Origin of the sequence: Listeria grandensis FSL F6-0971 (assembly GCF_000525835.1) — a bacterium.
GTDB classification, from domain to species: domain Bacteria; phylum Bacillota; class Bacilli; order Lactobacillales; family Listeriaceae; genus Listeria_A; species Listeria_A grandensis.
In genome coordinates this window covers 17,691-42,090 of sequence record NZ_AODD01000002.1, presented here as the reverse complement: position 1 = coordinate 42,090, position 24,400 = coordinate 17,691, and the positions used below count along the sequence as shown (strand labels likewise).

Below are 24,400 nucleotides of genomic sequence, written 5' to 3'. Positions count from 1 at the left end.
CCTCCTCTTTTAAATATCAAAGCCAATCATATTTTCGGCAATGTCTGCGAATGATTCCTGTGCGTCATCGAAGAATTTATCCCATTCTGACTTGCTCCAAATTTCAATACGACTTGCGACCCCGACAATCACCGTCTCTTTCTCGAGTTCCGCATAGCTTGTTAAGTTGGACGGAATATTCATCCGACCCTGCTTATCAAGCTCACATTCCGAAGCCCCAGAAAAGAAAAAACGGGTAAAAGAACGAGCATCTTTTTTAGTCAGCGGGAGTTTCTGGATCTTCTCTTCCACTTTCGTCCACTCATCAAGCGGATAAGCAAAGAGACATTTATCAAGCCCTCGGGTAATGACAAATTGATCCCCTAATTGTTCACGGAATTTAGATGGCACGATTAAACGGCCCTTTATATCAATGTTATGTTGATATTCGCCCATGAACATAGTCCATCCCCACTTTCTTATTAACAACTTTACCACAACTCCCCACTTCGTACCACCAAAAACTGAAAAAAAGTGCAAAAAAATAAAACCTTGTCCTAAAAACAAGATTACTAAGCGCTGATATAGAGCGATTTTTTCTTATTCCACAGAAGTGGAGCAGGAGTGGGGACATTTCCCACTAAACATTTAATATCCAGTTAATGTCTGGTTTATTTTCATATGGCATACTAGTCATATAAAGGAGGTTTCAGATTATGCGCCAATTATTTCTATTTTTAGACACGATTGCAATCATTACACTTATAGCCTGTTCCAACAAATCCAAATCAAGAGAATCAGAAAATATACCAAAACAGGAAACGGAGGAGAAAATCATGCCCAAGAAAAGCACAGCGAATTTGAACGCCTCTTTACTCAGAGCTATTAAAGCAAAAGATCTCGAACAAATCAGGTCGCTTCTTGACCAAGGGGCACAGGTTGATGCGGTGAACAGTAAAGGAGAAAGCGGGTTGCTCATCGCGACACACGAAAACGATATTCAGATGGCACAACTTTTCCTAAAGTATGATGCCGACGTCAATTTACAGGATCATATGCAAGATAGCCCCTTTTTATACGCTGGCGCAGAAGGACGCACAGAGATCTTAAGGCACATGCTTTCCCATCACCCCGATTAAATTAACCAATCGATTCGGAGGGACCGCCCTGATCCCTGCCGCTGAAAAAGGCCATTTAGCGAATGTTCGTCTGCTCCTAGCCGAGACCGAAATCGATGTCAATCACGTAAACAATCCAGGCTGGACAGCACTTTTAGAAGCCATCGTCTTGTCTAACGGCAATAAAACGCAACAACAAATCGTGCAGGCCTACTCGAAAATGGCGCTAACCCAAATATTGCTGATGCAAACGGCGTAACGCCACTCCAACACGCCAAGGAACAAAACGATCACGCCATAGCGGACATGCTCCAAGCACACGGCGCTAAATAATTCAAAAAGAAGAGGCATACACCGGTTCCTCATACTCGGCCACGCCTCTTCTTTTGGTTATGTTTGCTCATACTGTCGTCAATTGCCATCCACATGTTGTCAGAATAGAAGATCTCAGACTATTTCAAAAAACAAGCACAATACTTTTTGCCAACCCAATGACGAATAATAGCAAGTATAAAATCGCGAAAGCAAAAAAACAAATTCGCCAATAACCACGAATCACTTTGCGGAAATTAATATCGCCTTGCGACTTCGCATACATCGCCACAAAAACAATGCCTACCAAAAATAAAAACAACAAAATATAGAGCAAAAAGGACTGATCAAACAGCACAATCATGAAGAAATGCACCGCTAAAATCAGGAAAAAAGTTGTCACATCCGCGCTCCGTTTGATCGCTTTGGGTGTTCGTTTCGTCATATACTGCGTCACCATAAACGTCAACGTAAATATAAGTACTGGGGCGATAATAACAAGCGCCGTCACATTCGTTAACCAATTCACTGTAAATACTCTCCCTCTAGCCCCTTCAATAGGCCGTATAATGTCTCTGAAATTGGAGCGGGTTTGCCCTGCCTTTTCGCAAGCTTGACTACCGCTCCAGTTATACTCTCAATCTCCGTCCGCCGCTTCTCCTTGACGTCCGTTGCCATTGAAGAAAAGTTCAGCGCCGTCGCCTCGCATATTCCAGATACCTTCTGAAATGCCTCCTCGCGCGCTAAAACGGTCGCCACTTCTTCCGTCAATCGCTTCAATAGTTCCAACATATATTCATTATGTAACAATGCACCATTTGACACACCAAGAACAGCAGTCAACGGATTAATCACCGCATTAACCAATAATTTATTATACAACATTTCACGATAATCTACCTGCTCCAAAAAAAGAAAGTCTGGGTTCGCATCAAATATGCCATATAAAGCCTCGTTAGCACGTCCCCGATAAAGCGCCCAATTCGTTCGACCCATACCACGCCATTCCGCCACCCTATCATCGATTTTCCCGACGCCATGCTCACAAGATCCCACCAAAATCGTCTCCTGTGGCAAATTCGCCAACAATTCCAAATGCCCAATTCCATTTTGCAAAAATAAAAGCGGCGTCTCCAAAGGAATTTCGCCCCATTGCTTTTCGAGCGAATCTAGTTGATAAGACTTCACCGTTACAATAACGAGATCCATTTCCAAAAAATCGGCTTTTTCGATCCGCACGCCACGGATAGCCGCTTCTTTTTCTGTTCCAGTTAACCTCACTGCTATACCATTATTTTCGTTAATTGCGACCGCTTGACGTTCGGAGTGCGTATAAAGCGTCACATCCGCTCGCAACATCCCAGCATATAAAAGTCCTAATGCTCCTGCGCCAATAATGCCCACCCGATAAGTCAAGCTACTCACTCCTTTTAAACACCTTGGCTCTATTTTAGCAAATCCTCGTGTATTTTGCATTTTTAAGAAAAAACGCCACGTAACATTCTTAAAAAACTTATAAAAACTTATAAAAATATAAAAAAAACTTAATAACTAGCAAACTTTACTTTTATATTGTATACTAAACTTGGTGATGCATATGGAACAAAAAGCGCGCATAGCAAAAATTTTAGACTTGCTACAAGAAAGACAATCTCTCACACTCCCAGACTTAACAAGCTATTTCGGAATCTCTAAAGACACGGCCCGACGAGATATTCTAAAACTCGTGGAACAAGACCTAGCGGAAAGAACACGCGGCGGGGTCACACTCCCCAAATTAAAACAACAAATTGAAAATTACACCGACCGTTTAATACAACATAGTCATGCCAAACAACGCATCGCAAAAAGAGCTGCTTCACTCATCCATGACAAGCACACAGTATGGCTAGATGTCTCCACCACCGTCCAGTTAATATCGGAACATTTGGCCACGCCAGATACATTTCTTGTGACCAACTCGGTAGACAACGCGCTGTCCTTTTCAAAGCAGAAGCAACGTATTTATTTACTCGGTGGTTTTTTTCACGCAGATTTTCACCTATTAAATGGAGCCTCGACCATCGCACAAATCCAGCATTTTCATTTCGATGTTGCCTTTATCGGCGCTTCCGGAATTACAAACCAAGGTATTTTCTACCCAGAATTTGATGATATCCAGCTACATCAAGCCATTAGTGATAACGCAAGCAAGACCTATCTATTGATCGATAGTTCCAAGTTTCATGTCACAACTAATTTCAAGATGGACTTCACAGGAATCGACGCCATTATTACAAACAGCCCCATTCCAAAAACACTTCTAGATACCCTAAAAGAACAAAATATAGCTTGTATTATCGAAGGAGAGTAAAATGATGCGTACCCTTATTAAAAATGTTGTTATCGCGACAGAACTAGGAAAAGAACCCGCCTATATTCAAGTAGAAGACGGACGAATTCAAGCGATTAGTTCACAGAATCCCGAAAGTCATTTTGACAAAATAATCGATGGGTTAGGAGAATTGCTAATCCCCGGAATGATCGATGTTCACATTCACGGCGCAAATCATTACGATATGATGGATGGCACAACAAAAAGCATTCAGGAAGTATCAAAGAAATGCCTAGCAACAGGATGCACTGGCTTTCTCGTCACTTCTGTCACCTCATCATTAGCGCAACTTACAGCCATGATCGAAGCCGTAAAACAAGTCATCGGTAAAGAAGAAGGCGCCAAAATTTTAGGCATTCATTTAGAAGGGCCTTACTTAAATATCGAGAAAAAAGGAATGCAGGATCCTCACTTTATTAGACATCCCGATTTAAACGAAATGAGGAAAATTATAGAACACGCCAATGGATTGATCAAAATGGTTACGATAGCACCAGAACTCCCCGGAGCAACGGAGCTGATTGATTATCTTAGATCACTTGATATCATTGTGGCTGCTGGACACACCAATGCGACTTACGAGGAAGCAAGTATCGCCTTTCATCACGGTGTAACACATATCACCCATTGTTGTAATGCCATGCCTCAAATCCACCATAGAAACCCTGGCATTACTACCGCAGCTTTAGAAAATGATCAAGTCAGTATTCAAGCTATTGTAGACAACGTTCACCTTCATCCAGGCATGGTTCGATTAATGCATAAAGTAAAAACTGCCAAGCGAATGGTTTTGATCACCGACGCCTTGCAAGCAATGGGTGTTGGCGACGGTGAATATCAATTCGGTGGACATCACGTTACTGTATTAAATGGAGTAGCTCGTTTAACAGATGGCACATTAGCTTCCAGCACCGTTACCATGAACCAAGCCTTAAAAATTGGAACAGAGATGGGAATTCCACTTTCTGATGTTATTCAAATGGCTTCTAATACTCCTGCAACTATTTTAGGGCTCGAAGATTTAGGTGCCATTAAAGCTGGGAACATTGCAAATTTGGTTTTTCTAGATGAGCATTTTGAAGTGTCTAACGTTTTACTGGATGGCTTGTTAGTTTCCCTTTAGTGAATGGGAATTATATGTATGTATAGTTTCAATTAGTGTACCGGGCAGTTATTCTGGCTTTGCGTCATAAGAACCACTGAAGGATTACATGCTCACTTTGTTCGCATGCATATTGATGTTCTAATTCAGCGCAGGGAACGCTTCATAAGAACCTCAACAAAAAAACCAGAAGATCCATGGCGTCTTCTGGTTTTTTTATTTGGGCAAGCGTACGTTTCGCTTGCTTTTGTTCACGCATATTAGTTGCTTTCTACTACTTCTTTGCCGTTATATTGACCACATTCAGGACAAATACGGTGAGAAAGTTTGTACTCGCCACAATTTGGGCATTCAACCATACCAGGCACTTGTAATTTGAAGTGCGTACGACGCTTGCGTTTTTTTGCTTTAGATGTTCTTCTAAAAGGTACTGCCATTTCCATACACCTCCTTCGCGACTTTTAGGATATCTCCCTCATCGCAATCCATCTAAGAAAAATTTCTTTCTCTTAAAATATATTCCAGCTCTTAGAATTAGTCTTCTTTCTTATCAAAGAAATCGGCTAATCCTGCAAGACGAGGATCCACTTTTGTTTCTGCTTGTATTGCCTGTTGCTCCAGTTCTTCTTCTGTCACGACATTCCAATCGTTTCCTTCTGATAACGCATTTTCTATGTTATCGCTGTAGACTTGCATCGGAATTTCTAACAAAAGTAATTCTTCAATCACCGGTAACGCATCAATTTTATCGCCATCCATAAGGTGATGCATCTCATCCAGTACCTTCTCCTCTTTGTTCACATACGTTTCGATAGATTCGATATGATACGGATAAAGAACATCTTCAAATGTTCTGGCACATGGCAATGTCAGCGTTCCATCCAAAACAAGATTGATTAACACAGAATCTTGGCGCACTGTAATATCTCCTGAAACACGTACAAGACTTGCTTCACGGACATCGTGATTATGCTCTTTCAAGTATTCTGCCACATCTATTTCCTGCTCAAACGGCACTTTCTTACCACGGTATTTCTGTAGTTGAATTAATGACCATTTCATCGTTTATCACTCCAAGCGCAACAAAAAATATTATAGACTTTTCTAAGCCTTTTGTCAATCCCTATTTATTAAGCGAATCATGTTATCATGCGCGATTTTATGGTATTCTGGAAGTAATCGAAGGTAAGCATCGACAAGTTTCTTAAAAACATCTATTTTTTTCGAGATCAAATATAGGTTACCCTAACTCATTTAAATATCAAAATACCTATTACTATTGTGACATGGAGTTGATAATTTTGAAAGCAACAGGCATTATCGTAGAGTATAATCCTTTTCATAATGGGCACCTCTTGCATTTGCGGGAAGCTCGGAAACAAACCGATGCCGATGTTATCATTGCGGTAATGAGCGGTTCTTTTTTACAGCGTGGTGAACCAGCTCTTCTTCCAAAATGGGAGCGCGCGCAAATGGCTATCGATGCTGGTGTCGACCTTGTAGTAGAATTGCCGTTTCATTTCGCTACGCAACAAGCAGATATTTTTGCAAACGGTGCGGTTGACATTCTAGATGCGCTTGGTGTGCAGACGCTCTTTTTTGGAAGTGAAAATGGAGATGCGGACGCCTTTACTCAGACTGCAAAGTTGTTGACAGAACAAAGCATACCTTTTAAAGCCGCTATGGGTCGTTTCTTGGAGGATAAGGCGAATAGTTATGCTGTAGCTTGGAATTTAGCAATTCGCGAAATAGCACCCAATTTAGCGCTTGATTTAGCACAACCCAATAACATACTGGGATTCCACTATACGCGGGCTATCATCGAGCAACGAAAAAGGATAGAAATTGCAACGATGACTCGGCAAAGTGCAGGCTACCATGATGAAAGCCCGGCGCACCATTCTATTGCTAGCGCGACCGCTATACGCCGCATGTTACTGGCGAATGATTGGCAATCAGTGAAACAATACGTACCCGAAACCACACTTGCGATTTTGCACAAATACCGTGAGACATACTCCTTCGTGTCATGGGATGATTTTTGGCCGTTACTGCGTTATCAATTGATGACGGCGCCAACAAGTCAGTTACAGGCCATACGCGGCGTTTCTGAAGGCATTGAGAACCGTCTGCAACAAGCAACGCAACTTGCAACAAATTTCGATGAATTCCTAGGCGCTGTGACAACAAAGCGTTACAGCAGCGCTCGAATCAAGCGAGTCTCCTTGCAAATACTCGCACAACAAGCAAAAACAAAAGCGCCCACACAAAATTATATTCGCCTTTTAGGTATGTCCTCCGCGGGGCAAAGATACCTCAGCCAAGTTAAAAAAGTAGCTACTTTGCCGATTGTCAGCACCGCCTCAAAGACCGACCCAGCACTCATTCAAAAAGATGTTTTAGCGACAAAACTGTATTCACTTTCGCCAAGCTTAGGAGACCAACTTCTACGCGATTATCACACATCACCATATAGAAAAAAACTTTGATCCAAGCGGTCAAAGTTTTTCTCTGGTCTCTATTTTTTCTCGTTCACTGTTTTTAAATAATCTAGTGCGTCTTGGAATGTCTTTACAGGGACGATCTTCATCTTAGAATCAATCGCTTTCGCTGTTTTCACCGCGTCTTGATAATTGCTCACAGCCTTAGGGTCCGCCTTTTTCATTTCTGGCGTCACTGTATCATCTGGAGCAAAGAAAATTTCGACATCATCGCGATCTGCTGCAACAATTTTTTGATCAATACCGCCGATTCGGCCCACATTCCCGTCTACATCAATGGTTCCCGTGCCTGCAATATTATGCCCTTTTGTCCAATCGGTCTTACCAAAATGATTATAAATTTCAAGCGTGAACATCAAACCCGCGGATGGCCCGCCGATTTTTTCGGAGTCAATCGTTATTTTAGGATCGGTCACTAGCTTTTGGTCATCAACGAGTGAGATTCCGATGCCAGGCATTCCTTTTTTATCAATGTCAATCAGTTCAATCGATGCTTTTTCAGATTTATCTTGATGTTTGTAGCTGATCTCAACTTTGTCCCCCACTTTTTTACTGCGTACATATTTAATAAACTCGGCGCTAGATTCGAACGTCTTACCATCGATGGCCGTAATCAAATCTCCTGCAGCTAAATATTTCGCAGCTGGTGCATCCGGCATCACACTGAGCACATAAACACCGCGATACTCCACCTTCACCGATTTCCCCGCCGCTTTATAAGCCACCTGGATCGCGTTGTTTTTCGACTGATTCATGAGCGATAATTGGCGTACATTATATTCTTCATCCGTCTCATTTTCTCCACGAACATCGGATTCTTTCTCAATCTCCTGATATGGCAACACTTTCGCCGCTAAATAAGCGTATATGTTGGCTTGCCCCATCGCAATCGTCACCAAACGAAATACGCCTTCACTATTGCTCTGGTATCCTTCCACTGAAACGAGCGGACTCAACTTGTCGGCGCTCCCCGGTCTCGTAACATAATATGGTAACGGTACAAAAAATGCGACAACTAAAGCCAAGACGATCAGCCCAGCTAAGAGTTTTTTCCAATTCTTTTTAATCATCTTTTTTCTCCTGTATTCCTAGTTTATTTAACAACGCTTGGTGCACGATCGGTGGTACAAGTTCAGCAATATTACCATCATACTGCGCCACTTCCTTCACAATACTCGAACTTAAAAAGGAATACTGCGAACTCGTCATGATGAAAAACGTCTCAATGTGATCATCCAGCACGCGGTTCATCGATGTAATCTGCATCTCATATTCAAAATCACTAATCGCCCGCAACCCGCGCACAATCACATCCGCTTCTTTTTGCTTCGCATAATCGACAAGCAATCCTGACGCACTTTCCACGTGCACATTTGGTAGATGCTTTGTTACCTGCTCCATCAAATAGATCCGTTCTTCCACATCAAACAACGACTTCTTCGACGAATTATTCAAAACGGCCACGTACAACACATCAAAAACCTTTGCCGCGCGCGTAATAATATCCAAATGTCCATTCGTAATCGGGTCAAAACTACCCGGGCAAACCGCGATTTTATTCATTTTCGGCCACTTCCTTCTCATATTCGAAAATCGACAGCACCGTAATGCCATAGCGCTCTTCCCGAATTTTTTTAAATCCCGCCACGATTTCCGGCAACAACGCATCCGCATCATGCTCACAAATAGCTAATGCCGCATCGTTCACCAACGCAAGCTCCGCAAGCGACGTCAAAAGCTGCTCCAACTGCTGCTTCTTGTATGGCGGATCTAAAAAAATTAGATCAAACGACCACTCATTCTTCGTCAAAACTTTAAGCGCCCGCTTCGCTTCATTCCTAAAAATATGCGACCGTTCTTCCAGATGACACGCCGCCACATTCCCGTGTACCGTCTTAAGCGCCGCTTGCGCCTGGTCAATAAACACGCACTCGCTTGCCCCACGACTGAGCGCTTCGATACCCAATCCGCCACTTCCAGCAAACAAATCAAGCACCTTCTCCCCATCAAAAAAAGGGCCAATAATCGAAAATAGCGACTCTTTAATTTTATCCGTGGTCGGTCTTGTATTCGTTCCTGGCACCGCCTTCAAATGATGCCCTTTACGTTCTCCAGCAATAACTCTCATCTATATATGTACCTCCAAAATACAAAACGACATCACCCAACCTCGCAAAAACAAGGCCGAATCATGCCGCTATTGTTATTAAATACTGATTTGTACGTCTTCCATGCGGTCACGAAACTTCATGTCTTTCTTCGATTCGTATTCCGTGTTTAAAAACGGCCGATACGATAACTCCACACGTTTCACATAATGGAACCGCGATAATTTAGCTGAAATTTCTTCCACATCAACCATATCACAATACAACACCGCATATTTCAATTTCCTAGAAACATAGTGCACATTTCCAAAACGCTTTAAAGAACGTACTTGTTTCAAATGATTCATCCAAATAATAATGGATTGACGTTCATTCTCCATTGCCTTTCCTCCCTCTTAAGCTGAGCAACTACAACCGCCACCTGTGCCACATCCACCTGTAGAACAAGAAGACTTGGATTCAAAAAACGGATTTCCAGTTGGAACCTTAATATTTTCCGAGACAGCATCTGCCAAAATAAAACTAATTTCATCGAGTAAACTTTGTAAATCCATCTCCGCTTGCCGAAACGCTGCGACATACTCATCCATGTCAACCTCACGTTTATATTGACGAGCCAAACGATTCACTTCTTTATAATCCGGATGATAGCGACCAAAACGTTGCACTTCATCATATTGTTCCTTTATTTTTGCCAAGCGCTTAATACGCTGATCGGTTGGTAAACTTGTCGTCATTTGGTGTAAGCATTCGCGATATCGATCCGCTTCTACTGACTCCAAAATCATCGATGCAAGGTCATCTGACATATCGAGTAGCGCCAGATTTTCCATTGTAGCAAGCATCTTGCCACCTTCTTTCCATCGTAAATCAAATTACAAGCTCCATTATAACACGATTCTGCAAAAAACGCTTTACTTTTGCAAGAAGTTCTGCGTGTAAAATTTCCGATAAGTTCCAACACCCATGTCCGTGAAACTATCATCAAACAAGTTCTTGCGGTGTCCAGCCGAGTTCAACCAACCTTCTACCGCCGCCGGAGCATCCAAATAATTCGATGCAATATTCTCCGCAGCCTTCTGATAATCGACACCTGCGCGACTCATCCGATCGCCAAGCGAACCATATGTCGGTGAATCATGATCAAAATATTTGTTCTGATACATATCCACACTATGCCCGTACGCTACTTTGGCAACCGCTTCGTTCCAATCCAACTGCTTCTTGTCGTAGCGACTACGGAAAATATTCGAAATATCAAATACTTGTTGGTCCGACGCTTTATCAATCTTGTCCCATTCCGCGCCCGTCACAACATCTTTAAAAATATCCCCTTGATACGTCATTTCGTACGGATGCATCTTAATCAGCGACAGCTTATTGAAATAGCGCACACTGATGACCTTTGACTCAAATTTATCAAAATTCACCTGTGCATACACACCATTTCCAAGGCTGATTAGCGGCCGAATATTAAGCTCATCCTCCGACAACTCAAACCGATAGTAATTGTCCTCGTAATTAAACGTAATCTCCGACTGCAATTTCATATTCAGAAAAACTTTTTCCGTCGCCATCCCGATTTTAAACGGCGCTAGCGGCAACTTATCACCGAGACCATAAATCGTTTGTACCTTCTGATTAACCACACCAACCTGCATATACTGGTCATCTGTTTGATGGAAAATGTAATTCTGATACCCATATGGAGACTCATCAACCCGCTTTGGATCGCCGTATATCTTCTCCAGAACTGATATATCTTTATTAATATAAGCCGCAAGACTAGTTGCCGTCTCCGCTTTTGGATCATTCTCATTTGTTTTATTTTTATCTACATTCCCTTGTTGCACAGCCTTATCTTCCACAGAATTCACATCTGTAGGCGTTTCAAAAAATAGATCCGTGTAATAGCCGACAAAAAGACACACCACCACCACAGAAAGTGTTCGTAAAATAAATCGCATAGACTTCTGCACTCCTTCATGCTACTCTCTCTATTGTATCGGCTTTTCGTCAAAATTACTAGTAAGAAAAGCGAATTTTTTCGCAATAAAAAACCCGACCGCAAAGTCAGGCTTTTATCTTATAAAAATACACCGATAATGACCATCGATACGAACAAAATAGTCATGTAATTAATCGAGTATACAAAGCTGATTCGCGCCCACTTCATGCTGTCTTCCATTTTGAATCCATACAGGCATAACGCTAACCAAATAACGTTTAAAACTGTCGCCAAAATAACATAGACAAGGCCCAATTCCCACATGAAAAACGGTAAAATCGTCAAAAGTACCACCCAGAAAAGCGTACTCCATTTTGTCCGTTCAATGCCTTTTACAACGGGTAACATAGGAATACCGGCTGCTGCATACTCCTCTTTCCGCTTAATCGCAATCGCATAAAAATGCGGTGGTTGCCAGCAGAACATCACGAGGAACAACATAATCGGTACAGCACTAAACGTCGGCTCTACTGCAAACCAACCGATAAGCGGCGGCACAGCACCCGAAAAACTACCAATCACTGTATTGCTGACCAATTTCCGCTTGGCCCACATAGAATAAACAACGACGTATAGGAAAATACCAATCAAGCCGATAACACCAGCCTGCCACGTTGTCATAAATAGCAATGCTTCACCGACAATACCAAGAACCGCCGCGATGAGAAGCGCCCGTTTCCCAGAAATTTTACCCGTCATCGTTGGGCGATTTTTCGTCCGTTCCATAATCCCGTCAATATCGCGATCAATCACATTATTAAACGCACCCGACGCAGCCACGACCATTCCTGACCCCAAAATTGTAAAAATAAGAACGTCGAGATTCTGCATAAACGAAACGTTCGTTAACTGAAATGCGAGCCACATCCCTGTAAAAGCTGTAATCGTGTTGGAATTAACAATCCCAATCTTCACGAGTTCCGTAAAATCTTTCACAGTGAGCTTCGCAGCAGTATCCACATTTGCTGTCTTCTCCATTTGATTCACTTGTTTTCCCCCTTAGCTTTTGTTGCACTTTACAAATTTTTCACATAGATTATTAGGCCTATGATTGCTCATTAGTTTACATTGTCCTTATGAACGCCATCCTAACTATTATCGGAAATAAACACCCTAATTGTCAAGCCATTAAGCTTCATTTGAGCAAGAAGAACTGCCTATGCAACTTTTGGTTCGCCTTCTGATTTCACAAGCCACACTCTTTACTTACACCTTCAAACAAGTTAAAATGAGATAGTATATGGCAATGCAATTTATTTGTATGCTCAGTTTTGAATTAATACATACGTACGAAGGAGGAAACCATCAAACATGAAAACATTTCTAAAAGTCTGGTCCGTGCTGACAATTCTGTGCATGACATTCGTTGTGTTCGGCGGCGCGCTTGTGACAAAAACGGGTTCTGCAGACGGCTGCGGTAATACTTGGCCGCTTTGTAATGGACAATTTGTTCGCCTAACAGACATTACACCAGAAAAAAATTATCGAGGTTATGCACCGACTCACAACAGGAATTAGCTCTATTTTCGTTATTGTTTTAGCCATTCTAGCTTGGATTTATATTAAAGATCGTCGCGAAACGAAACCACTTGCGATTATTGCTGTTGCATTCCTAGTATTGCAGGCTTTCATGGGCGCTGCAGCCGTTATGTGGGGACAAAACCCTTACATCATGGCGCTACACTTCGGTATTTCGATCATTTGTTATGCTGCCATCGTCTTACTTTGTCTCCTTATCTTTGAAGTGGACAACAAGTTCGACGCCCGAAACATGGTCATTGGCAAAAAGCTAAAAGTGAACATCTACCTGCTCACGATTTACACGTATCTCTCGGTCTACACCGGCGCGCTCGTACGTCATGAAAAAGCTAGCCTCGCCGTACCTGCCTGGCCTTTTGAGAACGGTAAGTTCGTCATGCCAACCAATGTGCAAGATTATGTACAATATTTGCATCGCCTTGCCGCTCTCATCCTTGTCGTGTGGATTTTGTATGTCACTTGGATTGTATTCCGAGAGTACAGCCATTATCGCGTCCTAAAATATGCGATGGTACTCGAAATTATTTTCGTAGCAGCCCAAGCGTTTACGGGTATCATGTCCGTGGTTACCAATGTCAATCTATATGTCGCTCTGGCACATAGCTTAATTATCACCATGATGTTCGCCTTGATGACCTACCTATGTCTACTCGCTAGCCGTAGTAAGCAAAATCGCTTACGCATCAGATAGATCTCAACTAAACATAAGCAGAATCCACGCCCTGTGTAAAAAGAGGATAACGTGAATTCTGCTTATTTTTGTGGAGATCCCTTTTGTTCTAGTTTCGTTTTTTATGGTAGAATGAATAAATAACTTGAAGAAAGTAGGGAATCGGTTGAAAGCTCCACGTCGCAGTATTTTTTATGAACTATTTATGCTCGTTTTAGTCATCCTCTCTCTCCTAACCATCCCGATACACTCCCCAGCAGTAACCGTTCTTAATATTGTTATTTGGGCCGTTTTTGCGGTGGATTATTTTGCAAGATTGATTCGTGCTGAAAATAAAATAGAATACATTAAAACCCACCTCTTTGAACTAATCGCTATTTTACCAGTATATAGTTTCTTCCGCTTGGCTCGTGTTGTTAGCCTCATTCGGATATTGCGACTAACAGCTATTGGAAAGCGCTACATTATACCACTGTATAGTTTCTTGCGTACGAACGGCTTTAATCGGATGGTCAACACCTTTGTCATTCTCGTGATACTCATCCCTATCCCACTTATTTTCGTCGAGCCCAGCATCAAGAACTACCCTGATGCACTTTGGTTCTCTATCGTTACTACAACAACCGTCGGATATGGCGATATCGTTCCAGTCACTGGCCTTGGTCGCTTTCTCGCCGTGCTGCTCATGCTTTTTGGAATCGGTTTTATCGGGATGCTTACTTCTACCATTCGTAGCTTTATCACGAACAATCACAAAAGGCTTAATAGCTCCGAAAAAATAACTAAAATCACAAAAAGTATCGAGCAAGCTGGCACGCTAACAGAATCAGAAATCCAAATGATCCAAACCTTCCTTCATAGTAAGAAAAAGGAGGAGAATACGCCATAAAAAAGTGTTTGCGCCTTGTCTTGTCGACAGAGCACAAACACTTTTTTATGCAGATAAATTAAAGGACCAACCGATTCCGTACTTATCTGTTAACTGGCCGAATTTCTCAGACCAGAACGTTTTTTGTAACGGCATCACTTTCGTAGCACCTTCCGATAGAGCATCGAAATAACGCGTAAGTTTATCCGCATCTTTCGTATCTAACACAAGTGTCACGTTATTTCCAGGTATGAAATTGGCCATGAACGGCGGTGTATCGGAGAACATAACGGTATCTCCCTCGATTTGAATACTCGCATTCATCACTAATTTCTTAGTCGCGTCATCCATTTCTGGTCCACCTTCTTCTTTCCCATGAAGATCACCATACGTCATCAAATCTGTGCATTCTGATCCGAAAATCTGACCATAAAACGCAATGGCTTCTCGCGCCTCTGTTTTAAAATTGATATAAACCCCTAATGTCATCTTTTATTCCCACCTTCATTTGATTTATAACGCTTTCATTCCCAATGATTATATCATGTTATGACCGACATATAAAGTAAGTCCCACGATTCTACACTTTTAATCAAGTAACAAGATTGATCAAACGGGTCTCAACATCAAAACGATAACGCTCCGAAAGCGCCTCTACTTCTAAGATTCGAATGAGTTCTTCTTCTGTCCCATATCCATGCAAAATGTTCTCATGACAAAAAGCAACTGTCACCAAATCATCTGGACGTTCAATACATTCTAGCTTGTCACCAAGGCAAATCTCGCCCACTTCAATCGTACGACATAAATATCCTGTAAACCCTGTATTTCTAACTTCTTTGAATAATTCAGATAAATCATTTCGTTTACCAATCGTGGTACATGGATTGCGCGCCTCTGTCACTTGAATGATCGCCCTACCAATCCGAAATACATCCCCAATGCAGACATCTTTTTCAAGCATATTGGTCACGGTTAAATTTTCTCCGAATGCTGCGTGTGGTAAAGCTATTTGAAATTGTTCATTCCAACGCGTATAATGCTCAGCAGGATAAATGCACACGGTACGATCTGGCCCACCGTGATGCCTTAAATCATGCGAACTATCGTTTACAAACCCATATTGCGTTAACATGGCTTTTTCTACTGGTTGTTTGATAATCCCTGTCATCATTGATTTCTTTTTACCAACTGGCATCTCTTTTGGCTCACCAATTGCGAGCCCAACAATTTCTCTATCCATGCCCTCACCCTCTCTGATGCTTTCAATTTAACAAAAAAAACGCCGAACTTTCAAGCTCTGGCGCCCTTTATTTAGATTTTATTTGTTGCGACCTTCACAATTCTGACAATTATCCAGATGAAAATGGTAACATTGACAACAACGATTACAAATAGCATAAACATCGTAATGAATACCATCCCCGAGCTGTCTTTTGTTGAGAATCCGTATAATCCAACAATAACAAGAAACAAAATGTTAACTGCTGTCGGAACCAAGTCGACCAATAATACCGTTTTCGCATGCTGTTTCACGTACGCCGATTTAACCAACATCCATACAACAGCAGGGAATACAATTGGTAAAAAGAAATGGCTCGCATAAGAAAGAATTGCCCAAACTTTATCGCTTGTCATGCCCTTTCCAACCTCCTGTTATTTTTTTCGCTTTGTTATAAAAGTCCATAAAGCTAGAACAAATGCTAAACTAGCAATGCCTAGCGAAATCCATTGTATCACAGAAGTCATACGCTTATCATCCTCTGTTGCCGCTTCGCTTTGTTTTTTTTCCCGTGAGAATCAGTCGCGCTATCCGATACAGCTTTCGAAATCGTAGTAGTCGCATGTGGGTAATCCGCGTCCTCATTTCCCGTCCATTCCACAATGGAACCATCTTGATAGTATTGATAGGCATTCCAATCTACTGTTTCGGCTTTGTCTGGATTTTGCGCGACAAAACTAAAGCGTTGAAATTGACCATTCTTAATGCCACCTGCTGTTGCCGTCCATGTCACCGTGTTGTCCGTCTTGTTAACCACTACATTCCATCCAGGAACCGGCTCATAGGACTGAAACGCAACACCTGTTGGAATTTTAATAACCAATTTCATCGTTGGGCTATCCTTTTCTACAGGCACTTTCACCGTATATGTTTCCCAAGCGCCTGTCGTTGATTCCGTTGGTGCAACCGTCACGTGCGCACTAGCCAACACTGGCGAGATCACCAACATCGCACCTGTCAATAAACCTGTCATCCATTTCTTCATTCCTGCCACTCTCCCTTATTGTTTTATTTTGATTGTAAACGTTTTATCCACCTCTGAAAAATCATTGGCAAGCGCATGAATCTTGATTTTCCAACGCCCTGTCGCATTCAAATATAAACCACTTGCCACGTATTCCTTTTGCGCATTTTGGAGCGCTTCGAATTCGCTTGGTTTTTTGCCACCACTCGGGGTCGCTGTCAACGTCACTTTCTGAAAATCCGTCCGGACTTGCCCATCCCGATCTGTAAACACAACAAGGAACGTGTTATCACCAACGATTGCCGGCGCGATTTTCAGTGAGACAAAACCAGAATCCGTCGCTATTTCTTGCGAAAAAGCAACCGGCGGCGCGGGTGGTGGTGTCTGTACATTCGTCAAAAATGCCGCCACACCAAGAATCACAAAACCAATGCCAAACTCAGCGACCATCGTTTTTGCCGACATCATTTTCCCAGTTTGCCGCATGTACAAATAATGCACCAATCCAAGCGCGCCCATCACGAGGAACAACGCCACTTTCAACAAAATAACCTTACCATACTCCGTCGTAAATAGCTTCGGCATCGATCCCAAATTCATCACGCTCATCAGTAAACCACTCACAATAATTAATCCGACGAAGCTTGCCGCCCACGGGCTAAACCGGTTCCAAGTAAGTTGGGCCTCCTCCGGCATTTTCCGTAAAAGGACGAACAAGACCAAAATACCACCGACCCACGCAGAAGCACTGACTAAATGCAGAAAGTCCATCGGAATCGCGATACTTTTATCCGAGCTCCCCGCCGCATGTCCCTGCATCGCTTTAGCAAACAAGATTACCGCGAACAAACAAAGCGGTACCAGCCATGACCACGTGCGTCCCAACCAATTTTTTCCGGAAAATAACGATAAAACTCGCAATTAATAATAAAAATGACACCACCTGGAGTAACCATAAATGTCCGATTCCAGAATGACGAATAAGTTGCCCCATGGCCCCAATATCTAATACTTTCCCACCTGTATAGATCTGAACTTGCACGGGCAGAAATAACAGGAAACCAAGCGTGAGTAGTCCAGCGCCAACATACAGCACACGTCCCGCTCTTTTAGATAACCGTTTATCGATCATTCCCCGATACAACACCAAGAAAAACAACAGTACCCCTGCAATCAAACTAAAGCCTATGTATAAAACCATTTTTACTATCGTGCTTGGCCAAGCAGATGTTGCATTTCCACCTATTTCCGAACCTGTCGTAAAACTTTTATCCGTTTTGCCGACTTTAAAAGAGATAACCCCAGAAACCGGATGTCCATCAGCTGATACCACACGCCATTCCGCACTGTAAACATCTGCTGGTAGCGAATCTTGCACGCCGACCTCAACAACATGATCATTTTCTGGATTAATAAACGCTTTTCCTTTTTCCACACGATTTCCTTTCGAATCCCTGACAATGATCGAAGGATACTCATTTTGAATCATCTCGGTGAATGTTAGTACGACCTTCTTTGGCGCCTGATCAAGCGTCGACTGGTCCACTGGCGTCGAACTTTGCAAGTACGCATGGGCATTTGCCACAGTTGGCGAAAGACAGAAGAAGCAGACCACTAGAAAAAGCCCCGTCCCCCACCATAAAAATTTTTCTCACTATTCACACCCCTTCTCTTCGCGAAAAAAAAACACCTACCCTCCTAAGATACCATGCTCCATTTATTTACGAAATTAATTTGCTTCAAAAAAGAAGCCCAGAACCTCCTCAAAGACTCCTGGCTTCCATTTCGCCAAACCCTCGCCGTACGCAAGCGCGGATTCAGCTATATTGAGTTATTTAATCATGTCGTTGGGTCAGCAACAACGTTCCAATGAAGCGCTGCATTATAATCCCCGGCCTTAGCATCATGAGGAATCACAAGTGCCACACCGTCCGTTCCACCCAGCAGAATCGAGTTCGAGCCCATACCCCCATTTTCAGAAGCAATCGCAATATCAATTTCGTCCCCATCGCTATTCAAGTTGCCGCCTACCGTTGTAATTTTATCATCGGCACCGTTATACACAGGCTTGAACTGTAATTCGCCACCTTCTACTAATTCACCGGTTTGCGATACTTTTAATGTCCATCCAGTTCCTGTTCCACGTAAATCCGCCACATTCACAAAAGCCGGAATCGTAGTATCACCAACGACATCATCGTTAGAAAAGATCGTTTCCTCTCTTCCTGTCAGCGTATGATCATCAAAATTTAAATCTGACACATAATTAATACGCAATGGTCCCTCAATCGGATTAACCGGATCGATTGGCAACTCCGGTAATTCCGGATCAATTGGATTAGTAATCGGTGGATTTACCACGCCACTACCTGGTAAAACGTTCACCGTCGCCTCACTCGTCGCCTTATCCGGACCATCAAATTCTGCAGCACCAGCGCCCGCAGCATATACACTTATCGTCATTCCAAAAATCGTTAAACCTGCCATCATTTTCTTCTGCTTCATCATCTACTCAACCTCTTTCACTCTCTAATTTTTCGTTTTCTCATGTATACTAAGCTTAATAAAATTAATATTCCGCCTATAATTAATGAAAAAACAGAATTATTATCTCCAGTATGTGGCAGTCCTACCTCATCTACAGGTGCTTCTTCCACTACTTCCAATTCATTTTCGACAATTCGTATATTTAATTCGGACTTGCCCGTTGTGGCCTCCACATATTGATGTCCTGAAATCCCGAGTGAAACGACTACTACGAAAAGCAAGCCTCTACACATACTCGAATTTCTTTGCCTTTTCAAAAGCTCACCTCCTTTCTCGTCAACGTTTTAGCAATATATGAACCTTGCTCTGTGTATCCTTTAAAAATGACATACTCATCATGAAATTCTGCCTCAATCAAACCGATATAATCCAAACAAATCATCTGATTATATATGTCGCCTCCGAATGACTCCTCTTCCTTATCTTGCAAAAATAACAACCCATCCATCGTTCCACCTACTCCGGTCGTAAGTATAGTCCAACATCCCATTCATCAATATTCCTGACTTTGACTGCATCAAAACGTTGAAATTTCTTTTCTAAGATATGGCGTGGATTTGCTTCCCCGTGATCATGCACGGCAATCCAGCGATTATGGCACCGGTTTTTCTTATCTGTAAACTCCACCTGAAAAATAGCAATATCGTCAAAATGATGGTCAACTTTCATCTTCCTCACTCCTCTTCTTCATTCCTAGTTTCTTCTTCGTCTCGTGTTGTCTCCAAAACAACACTATCACCAATCCTAATAAAATAATAATGGCGGCGATAAATCCAATCGTAGACCAACCTCCTTTATCCAAATCTAGCGCCGTATCATTCAAATCGCTGGCCGTTTCCTTGTCTATTTTAAAATCGCGTTCCCAAGCCCAACTATCTTCCCCCGAAGCTGCTGTCAATTTTAATGTATAGTTGCCAGGCTTTAGTGGTTGATCCTGTGTATGAATCGCATAATCAAAATTAGAATTCGGTGCCATCCGTAACTTCTCTGACTGTTGCTCGAATAGTGCCTTACTACCATTTTCACGGAATACCTCTGCTTTTATCGCCAAGTCCCGTATGATAACGGCTTGATCATTTTGTAAGTTTGCCGTTATTTTATTGCGATAATTTTGCTGTGCTGCTTTTATTTCTCCTAAATTCAAATTAGGTTTTACCAACGTATCATTTTGCGAAAGCACGACGCCAATTGTATAGGAAAACCTGTTTTGTAACTTAGCGCTCTCAGCCCCATCCGTCGCCTGCTCTTTTTCTGAGAAGACAATACCTCCTAAGATGACACCATTCTTCTCCTCATCCGGCATCTTGACCTTTATTTTAGCCGTCGCCTTCGATTTCGCTTTCACGATGATTTCTTTCTCGGCGATTTCAGTCAGCGCCCCGAAACCATGTTTGAGTGACTCATCCATCGGTCGTTTGGTCGCATTATAATCCACGATACCATTCCCATTCGTAAATGCTGTATTGGCCGCAGCCTCAATCGTCAAATCCTTATCTGTAGCGTTATGAAGCGCCACTTCTAACTCTTGTTCCTGTCCTGGCTTCATTTTTAAATTAAAATAACTCGTTGCGTCACCTTGTTGATTCGCAGGTAAAACCGCCTTCACAGAAAAGGCCGGCTCCTCCGCAAAAACTGGACTTTTAACAACATACATACTAATAAAACATACCAATATCAAAATCGTTTTTTTCATATTTGCTCCTCCATCATCTTATCCGGTAATCAAGTTCTCACTGTAAGCATCGTACGTCATATGCATAATATCAGAAGGCATATCCACAATTAACTTATTAATAAATTCCAACTCTCGAACCGTCGGAAAAGGGGAAATCCGCAGTGATAAACAATTATTCAGATTTCCTTCAATATCATAATTATGCAAAAATATATCGACATCACGCTCCCGGATTGCCTCTTCCGTTATCTCCTCATTAAAAAGAAAATCATATTTCACACCATGCGGGATATGTTGTCTGACACGTGTCATCAAATAATTCATATAGGTCGACTCCCCAGAGAAAGCAAACAGGATTGTTTTATTCCGGTAATTCTCTTCCCCACGATACGCACACGTTAGCATCGTCAAACTCACAGCTACATCTTCCCGATAAGCGATTGGCAAATCCTTCACATGTTCATTTTGTGTCAATTGATCCAACCAGTAACGATACGTGTATGGATATTCAGACTTCGTATAGACATTAAGCTCATATGAATTCTTTTGGAATACTTCCGATATTTGTGTGAGTAACGTAAGATTTTCGGTGAAAGCAATAAAACTTGCGTGAGCATGCTCCAATTTTGTAGCAGGAATTCCTAGGTGCTGTAAATGCCTCCATGCGAACAAATCCTCATATATTTCTATACATCTATCTTCCCCGCGCATCTGAAAGTGCTTTCCATCATTCAACTTATAGACAACACTATCCAAGCAAATGATATACGCATAGATCATCTCATCTTCCGGAATACTTCCAAACTCAAAATTCACCATCAACTCGTCCTCATATAGTTGTCTAAAAATTTGATAGCTACTCTCCTCTGAAATCTCATCTTTCAACGCCTCACTCAGCTTAATATAATTACTATTCTCCAACCGCTGTGTGATTACGCCAAGCCATGACACCATGCGATGATAATCTAGGTGCAACACTCGATCTAGTCGTTTTTCCGCTTTTTCCAACATTTTTTTATAGAAATGAGAAATCACTTTCTTCTCCTCCACACTCGCTGACAAGACATCCGTTTGCTTACGTTGATTAAGATAACTAAAATAGAAACACCGAATATCGCTTTCCTTCCCAGCAAGTTGAAGTGGAGCTGTCTCCAAATCTAGTTTATATGGTTTTATTATTTTCACAAGTGTATTAGTATAACGGCGTAATGTCATTTCAGAAATCCAAAGTTTCTCACTCCACTGCGCCACTGAAAAATGCTCTCCCCGAAACATCGCATCCAAAATTTGAAATAAAGGGCTGTTACCGATGAAACTCTGAATGAAATCACTGATGGAAAATGCAGCTTGCCATTCTAGTAAAACACTCTTATTTCCAATATTCGCAAGCCATACCCCTTCTGGAAATACGTCTTCTAAAATTGCCAAATCTTTTTTTAATGTTTTTATGCTGACGTTAACCACATCTGCTAGTTCCTCGATTGTGCTTGGATGGCGAGACTTTACAAGATAGTCTAACAAAATAACTAGTCGCTTATTCTTTTTATCTGTCAGTAAGTCTAAATACAATTTGTTCATTTTTTTCTCCTCCTCGCAAGAACCTTATTATTTCATTTTTTTGGGTATGTTTTTCAATAACTTTTTTTTCTTCATTTTGGAATAAAGCTATACTTTGTGGCTAGTTAAGTAACGCCAAGACTTGTAAAAAACGGATAATACAACTTATCTCCTACTTATCTTGTTCTTTATACCATAAAAACGCGAAAAAATAAAACTGGAATAGCCGGAACATCATTCATGTTCTGGTTATTCCAGTTCTGTTATTGTTTGACCCGCGCCACAAATTGAAACCTATTACCAACATATTGTGAACGAGTAAACTCAAATGGTCTACCATCTTGTAAAAATGTAATTTGTCGTAATTTCATCACTGGAGAACCCAGTTTTACATCCAAATATGGCGCCACTTTTTCAGAAACAAGCGCGGCCTCCATAATTTGTTCTGCTTCACCGATATTTTGGCCAAGTTTCGACAAAATAGCCTCATATAGCGAGTCCATAATATCTTCTTTATTCAATAGCGAAGCAATGTTTTCCGGAACGACAACAACCTCAAACAAGATCGGAATTTTGTCACCGTAACGAATCCGTTCAATCCGCATCACATTACTATTTTCAGGTAATTGCAAGGCCTCCCGTTCTTGTACGCTCGCGGGCCTGATACCATACGAAACAATCCGTGATGATGGCGTCTTGCCCTCATGCATCATTAAATTCGTAAAACTCGTGACAGCTTCCAAATGCTCCGTCATCTTCTTCTCAGCAATGTATGTTCCAGCACCAACACGGCGTTGCAGAATCGTGTCATCCACAAGCCCTTGAATAGCTTGGCGAACCGTCATCCGGCTCACATGAAACATCTCGGCTAACTGACGCTCTGCAGGAATAGCTTTTCCAACTTGCCACGTGCCATTTTCTATTTTCTGTTTAATTTCACCTTGGATTTGAATATAAATGGGTATTCCCGATGACTTATCTATCATTTTTACACCTTCTTTTTTGTAGAAGTGAATTATATCATACAACACCAAGCTATGCCATTCTTGCAAGAACGAACTAGCTTGGTGCTCTCTATTGCTTATAAAAGTGATGCTGCTGCCTTATCCACAACAATCGTCACATCTGGATGGTTCTGTAAGACAGACGCAGGAATTTGAACATCTACTTTACCTTCCACCGTATCTTTAATTGCTTGCGCTTTATTTTCACCGAATGCTAGCAAAATAATTTTTTTTGCACCCATAATCGACTTAATTCCCATCGAATAGGCATGCGTTGGCACATCTTCTTCACGTTCAAAATAAATCTTATTCGATTCACGTGTTGATTCTGTTAACAACACTTTATGCGTTGGCGTTTCAAATGGCGTACCTGGCTCATTAAAACCAATATGCGCGTTCGTACCAATTCCCAACACTTGAATATCGATTGGATTGTCCGCTAAAATCTGCTCATAACGAGCACATTCCGCATCGGCATCGGTTGCTAAACCATCTGGTAAATAACTTTTTTGAAATTTCTTTTTTGAAAATAAAACATCATTCATATAGAAATGGTAGCTGTTTGGATCATTCTCCGCCAAGCCCACATATTCATCTAAGTTTACAGATACTAGCTTTGATGTATCTACGTCACTTTTCACAAATTCTTTATATAAATCTGTTGGTGTACTTCCTGTTGCTAAGCCTAATGTTTTCGCTTCACCAGCTTGGATTGCTTTCTCAATAATTTGGAAAGCTTCCTTTGATGCTTCTGCTTTTGAATCTTTTACAATAATGTTCATGAATGGTTTC

31 protein-coding genes and 2 pseudogenes are annotated in these 24,400 nt (G+C 41.8%); 7 read left to right on the top strand and 26 right to left on the bottom strand.

Translation table 11 applies throughout. The features are described from left to right. Positions 1–9: 9 nt before the first annotated feature. The gene (mraZ, locus tag PGRAN_RS00770) at positions 10–441 is read right to left on the bottom strand and encodes a division/cell wall cluster transcriptional repressor MraZ (protein WP_036064235.1); all 432 of its coding nucleotides are present in this window, start codon (positions 439–441) and stop codon (positions 10–12) included. Between the two features lie 254 nt (positions 442–695). On the opposite strand from mraZ, the gene PGRAN_RS17080 reads away from it, so the two are divergent. Both PGRAN_RS17080 and PGRAN_RS17550 read left to right on the top strand, forming a co-directional pair. Continuing rightward, positions 696–1,118 (top strand): ankyrin repeat domain-containing protein, encoded by a 423-nt coding sequence (locus PGRAN_RS17080; RefSeq protein WP_051998364.1) that lies wholly within the window; start codon positions 696–698, stop codon positions 1,116–1,118. Then, positions 1,105–1,227 (top strand): annotated as a pseudogene (locus PGRAN_RS17550) (ankyrin repeat domain-containing protein); the annotation flags it as partial. The gene PGRAN_RS17080 and the pseudogene PGRAN_RS17550, both read left to right, overlap by 14 nt. 327 nt (positions 1,228–1,554) lie before the next feature. Here PGRAN_RS17550 and PGRAN_RS00760 read toward each other — a convergent pair. Both PGRAN_RS00760 and PGRAN_RS00755 read right to left on the bottom strand, forming a co-directional pair. Further along, a complete protein-coding gene (locus PGRAN_RS00760; RefSeq protein WP_036064233.1) occupies positions 1,555–1,938 on the bottom strand; it encodes a DUF3397 domain-containing protein in 384 nt (127 codons plus the stop codon). Then, a complete protein-coding gene (locus PGRAN_RS00755) occupies positions 1,935–2,825 on the bottom strand; it encodes a 2-dehydropantoate 2-reductase (protein WP_036064230.1) in 891 nt (296 codons plus the stop codon). Before PGRAN_RS00755 ends, PGRAN_RS00760 begins: the two co-directional genes overlap by 4 nt. 181 nt (positions 2,826–3,006) lie before the next feature. Between PGRAN_RS00755 and PGRAN_RS00750 the strand changes: the two genes are divergently transcribed. Further along, positions 3,007–3,762: a DeoR/GlpR family DNA-binding transcription regulator gene (locus tag PGRAN_RS00750; protein WP_036064228.1), complete on the top strand. Its 756-nt coding sequence runs from the start codon at positions 3,007–3,009 to the stop codon at positions 3,760–3,762. 1 nt (position 3,763) lies between these two features. Continuing rightward, positions 3,764–4,906, top strand: a complete 1,143-nt coding sequence (gene nagA / locus PGRAN_RS00745) for an N-acetylglucosamine-6-phosphate deacetylase (RefSeq protein WP_206537350.1) — start codon at positions 3,764–3,766, stop codon at positions 4,904–4,906. 239 nt (positions 4,907–5,145) lie between these two features. Here the strand turns inward: nagA and rpmF are convergent, their stop codons facing one another. Together rpmF and PGRAN_RS00735 are read right to left on the bottom strand one after the other, a co-directional pair. After that, the gene (rpmF, locus tag PGRAN_RS00740) at positions 5,146–5,322 is read right to left on the bottom strand and encodes a 50S ribosomal protein L32 (protein ID WP_036064226.1); all 177 of its coding nucleotides are present in this window, start codon (positions 5,320–5,322) and stop codon (positions 5,146–5,148) included. A gap of 97 nt (positions 5,323–5,419) precedes the next feature. Then, positions 5,420–5,947, bottom strand: a complete 528-nt coding sequence (locus PGRAN_RS00735) for a YceD family protein (RefSeq protein ID WP_036064223.1) — start codon at positions 5,945–5,947, stop codon at positions 5,420–5,422. A gap of 239 nt (positions 5,948–6,186) precedes the next feature. Here PGRAN_RS00735 and PGRAN_RS00730 point away from each other — a divergent pair, with 239 nt between their 5' ends. Then, a complete protein-coding gene (locus PGRAN_RS00730; protein WP_036064221.1) occupies positions 6,187–7,374 on the top strand; it encodes a nucleotidyltransferase in 1,188 nt (395 codons plus the stop codon). Positions 7,375–7,403: 29 nt separating this feature from the next. Here the strand turns inward: PGRAN_RS00730 and PGRAN_RS00725 are convergent, their stop codons facing one another. The 7 genes from PGRAN_RS00725 to cyoE form a co-directional block, all read right to left on the bottom strand. After that, positions 7,404–8,453: a SepM family pheromone-processing serine protease gene (locus PGRAN_RS00725; RefSeq protein ID WP_036065186.1), complete on the bottom strand. Its 1,050-nt coding sequence runs from the start codon at positions 8,451–8,453 to the stop codon at positions 7,404–7,406. Next, positions 8,449–8,949, bottom strand: coding sequence for a pantetheine-phosphate adenylyltransferase (gene coaD, locus PGRAN_RS00720; RefSeq protein WP_036064219.1), 501 nt, complete (start codon positions 8,947–8,949; stop codon positions 8,449–8,451). The genes PGRAN_RS00725 and coaD overlap by 5 nt, the downstream gene beginning before the upstream one ends. After that, positions 8,942–9,514 (bottom strand): 16S rRNA (guanine(966)-N(2))-methyltransferase RsmD, encoded by a 573-nt coding sequence (gene rsmD, locus PGRAN_RS00715; RefSeq protein ID WP_036064217.1) that lies wholly within the window; start codon positions 9,512–9,514, stop codon positions 8,942–8,944. The genes coaD and rsmD overlap by 8 nt, the downstream gene beginning before the upstream one ends. A 78-nt stretch (positions 9,515–9,592) precedes the next feature. Next, entirely contained in the window at positions 9,593–9,874 is a 282-nt protein-coding gene (locus PGRAN_RS00710) for a DUF2129 domain-containing protein (protein WP_036064215.1), read from the bottom strand. Positions 9,875–9,889: 15 nt separating this feature from the next. Beyond that, positions 9,890–10,339: a YlbF/YmcA family competence regulator gene (locus PGRAN_RS00705; protein ID WP_036064212.1), complete on the bottom strand. Its 450-nt coding sequence runs from the start codon at positions 10,337–10,339 to the stop codon at positions 9,890–9,892. 69 nt (positions 10,340–10,408) lie between these two features. Then, entirely contained in the window at positions 10,409–11,461 is a 1,053-nt protein-coding gene (locus PGRAN_RS00700; RefSeq protein WP_036064210.1) for a CAP domain-containing protein, read from the bottom strand. Positions 11,462–11,580: 119 nt separating this feature from the next. Beyond that, on the bottom strand, positions 11,581–12,489 hold the full coding sequence (gene cyoE, locus PGRAN_RS00695) for a heme o synthase (protein WP_036064208.1): 909 nt from the start codon (positions 12,487–12,489) through the stop codon (positions 11,581–11,583). Between the two features lie 324 nt (positions 12,490–12,813). Here cyoE and PGRAN_RS00690 point away from each other — a divergent pair. Both PGRAN_RS00690 and PGRAN_RS00685 read left to right on the top strand, forming a co-directional pair. Beyond that, positions 12,814–13,732 (top strand): annotated as a pseudogene (locus tag PGRAN_RS00690) (COX15/CtaA family protein). A gap of 145 nt (positions 13,733–13,877) precedes the next feature. Beyond that, positions 13,878–14,600, top strand: coding sequence for a potassium channel family protein (locus PGRAN_RS00685; protein ID WP_149023973.1), 723 nt, complete (start codon positions 13,878–13,880; stop codon positions 14,598–14,600). Between the two features lie 45 nt (positions 14,601–14,645). On the opposite strand, the gene PGRAN_RS00680 is transcribed toward PGRAN_RS00685, so the two are convergent. From PGRAN_RS00680 to PGRAN_RS00620, 14 genes are all read right to left on the bottom strand, one after another. Then, positions 14,646–15,068 (bottom strand): VOC family protein, encoded by a 423-nt coding sequence (locus PGRAN_RS00680; protein WP_036064205.1) that lies wholly within the window; start codon positions 15,066–15,068, stop codon positions 14,646–14,648. 103 nt (positions 15,069–15,171) lie between these two features. Further along, positions 15,172–15,822, bottom strand: a complete 651-nt coding sequence (locus PGRAN_RS00675) for an MOSC domain-containing protein (protein ID WP_036064204.1) — start codon at positions 15,820–15,822, stop codon at positions 15,172–15,174. A 71-nt stretch (positions 15,823–15,893) separates the two neighbouring features. Then, complete coding sequence (locus PGRAN_RS00670; RefSeq protein ID WP_036064201.1) at positions 15,894–16,217, bottom strand: magnetosome magnetite crystal formation protein family; 324 nt, start codon at positions 16,215–16,217, stop codon at positions 15,894–15,896. Positions 16,218–16,324: 107 nt separating this feature from the next. Beyond that, positions 16,325–16,846, bottom strand: coding sequence for a YcnI family copper-binding membrane protein (locus PGRAN_RS00665; RefSeq protein ID WP_241433254.1), 522 nt, complete (start codon positions 16,844–16,846; stop codon positions 16,325–16,327). 15 nt (positions 16,847–16,861) lie between these two features. Continuing rightward, a complete protein-coding gene (locus PGRAN_RS16095; protein ID WP_149023946.1) occupies positions 16,862–17,710 on the bottom strand; it encodes a copper resistance D family protein in 849 nt (282 codons plus the stop codon). Next, positions 17,649–18,440 (bottom strand): copper resistance CopC family protein, encoded by a 792-nt coding sequence (locus PGRAN_RS16090; protein ID WP_077914545.1) that lies wholly within the window; start codon positions 18,438–18,440, stop codon positions 17,649–17,651. Before PGRAN_RS16090 ends, PGRAN_RS16095 begins: the two co-directional genes overlap by 62 nt. 224 nt (positions 18,441–18,664) lie before the next feature. Then, on the bottom strand, positions 18,665–19,333 hold the full coding sequence (locus PGRAN_RS00655) for a WxL domain-containing protein (protein WP_036064198.1): 669 nt from the start codon (positions 19,331–19,333) through the stop codon (positions 18,665–18,667). Positions 19,334–19,347: 14 nt separating this feature from the next. Then, on the bottom strand, positions 19,348–19,629 hold the full coding sequence (locus PGRAN_RS00650; protein WP_036064196.1) for an LPXTG cell wall anchor domain-containing protein: 282 nt from the start codon (positions 19,627–19,629) through the stop codon (positions 19,348–19,350). Then, a complete protein-coding gene (locus tag PGRAN_RS00645; RefSeq protein WP_206537349.1) occupies positions 19,626–19,862 on the bottom strand; it encodes a hypothetical protein in 237 nt (78 codons plus the stop codon). The genes PGRAN_RS00650 and PGRAN_RS00645 overlap by 4 nt, the downstream gene beginning before the upstream one ends. Next, the gene (locus PGRAN_RS00640; protein ID WP_036064191.1) at positions 19,829–20,041 is read right to left on the bottom strand and encodes a hypothetical protein; all 213 of its coding nucleotides are present in this window, start codon (positions 20,039–20,041) and stop codon (positions 19,829–19,831) included. The genes PGRAN_RS00645 and PGRAN_RS00640 overlap by 34 nt, the downstream gene beginning before the upstream one ends. Continuing rightward, complete coding sequence (locus PGRAN_RS00635; protein WP_036064188.1) at positions 20,031–21,065, bottom strand: WxLIP family cell surface protein; 1,035 nt, start codon at positions 21,063–21,065, stop codon at positions 20,031–20,033. The genes PGRAN_RS00640 and PGRAN_RS00635 overlap by 11 nt, the downstream gene beginning before the upstream one ends. 18 nt (positions 21,066–21,083) lie before the next feature. Continuing rightward, positions 21,084–22,625 carry an AcpB/EbpR/MafR family transcriptional regulator gene (locus tag PGRAN_RS00630; protein WP_036064185.1) on the bottom strand — a complete coding sequence of 514 codons (1,542 nt, stop codon included), beginning with the start codon at positions 22,623–22,625 and terminating at the stop codon, positions 21,084–21,086. A 242-nt stretch (positions 22,626–22,867) separates the two neighbouring features. Further along, positions 22,868–23,590, bottom strand: a complete 723-nt coding sequence (locus PGRAN_RS00625) for a GntR family transcriptional regulator (RefSeq protein WP_036064183.1) — start codon at positions 23,588–23,590, stop codon at positions 22,868–22,870. Positions 23,591–23,685: 95 nt separating this feature from the next. Continuing rightward, positions 23,686–24,390, bottom strand: a complete 705-nt coding sequence (locus PGRAN_RS00620) for a glucosamine-6-phosphate deaminase (protein WP_036064181.1) — start codon at positions 24,388–24,390, stop codon at positions 23,686–23,688. Positions 24,391–24,400: the final 10 nt, after the last annotated feature.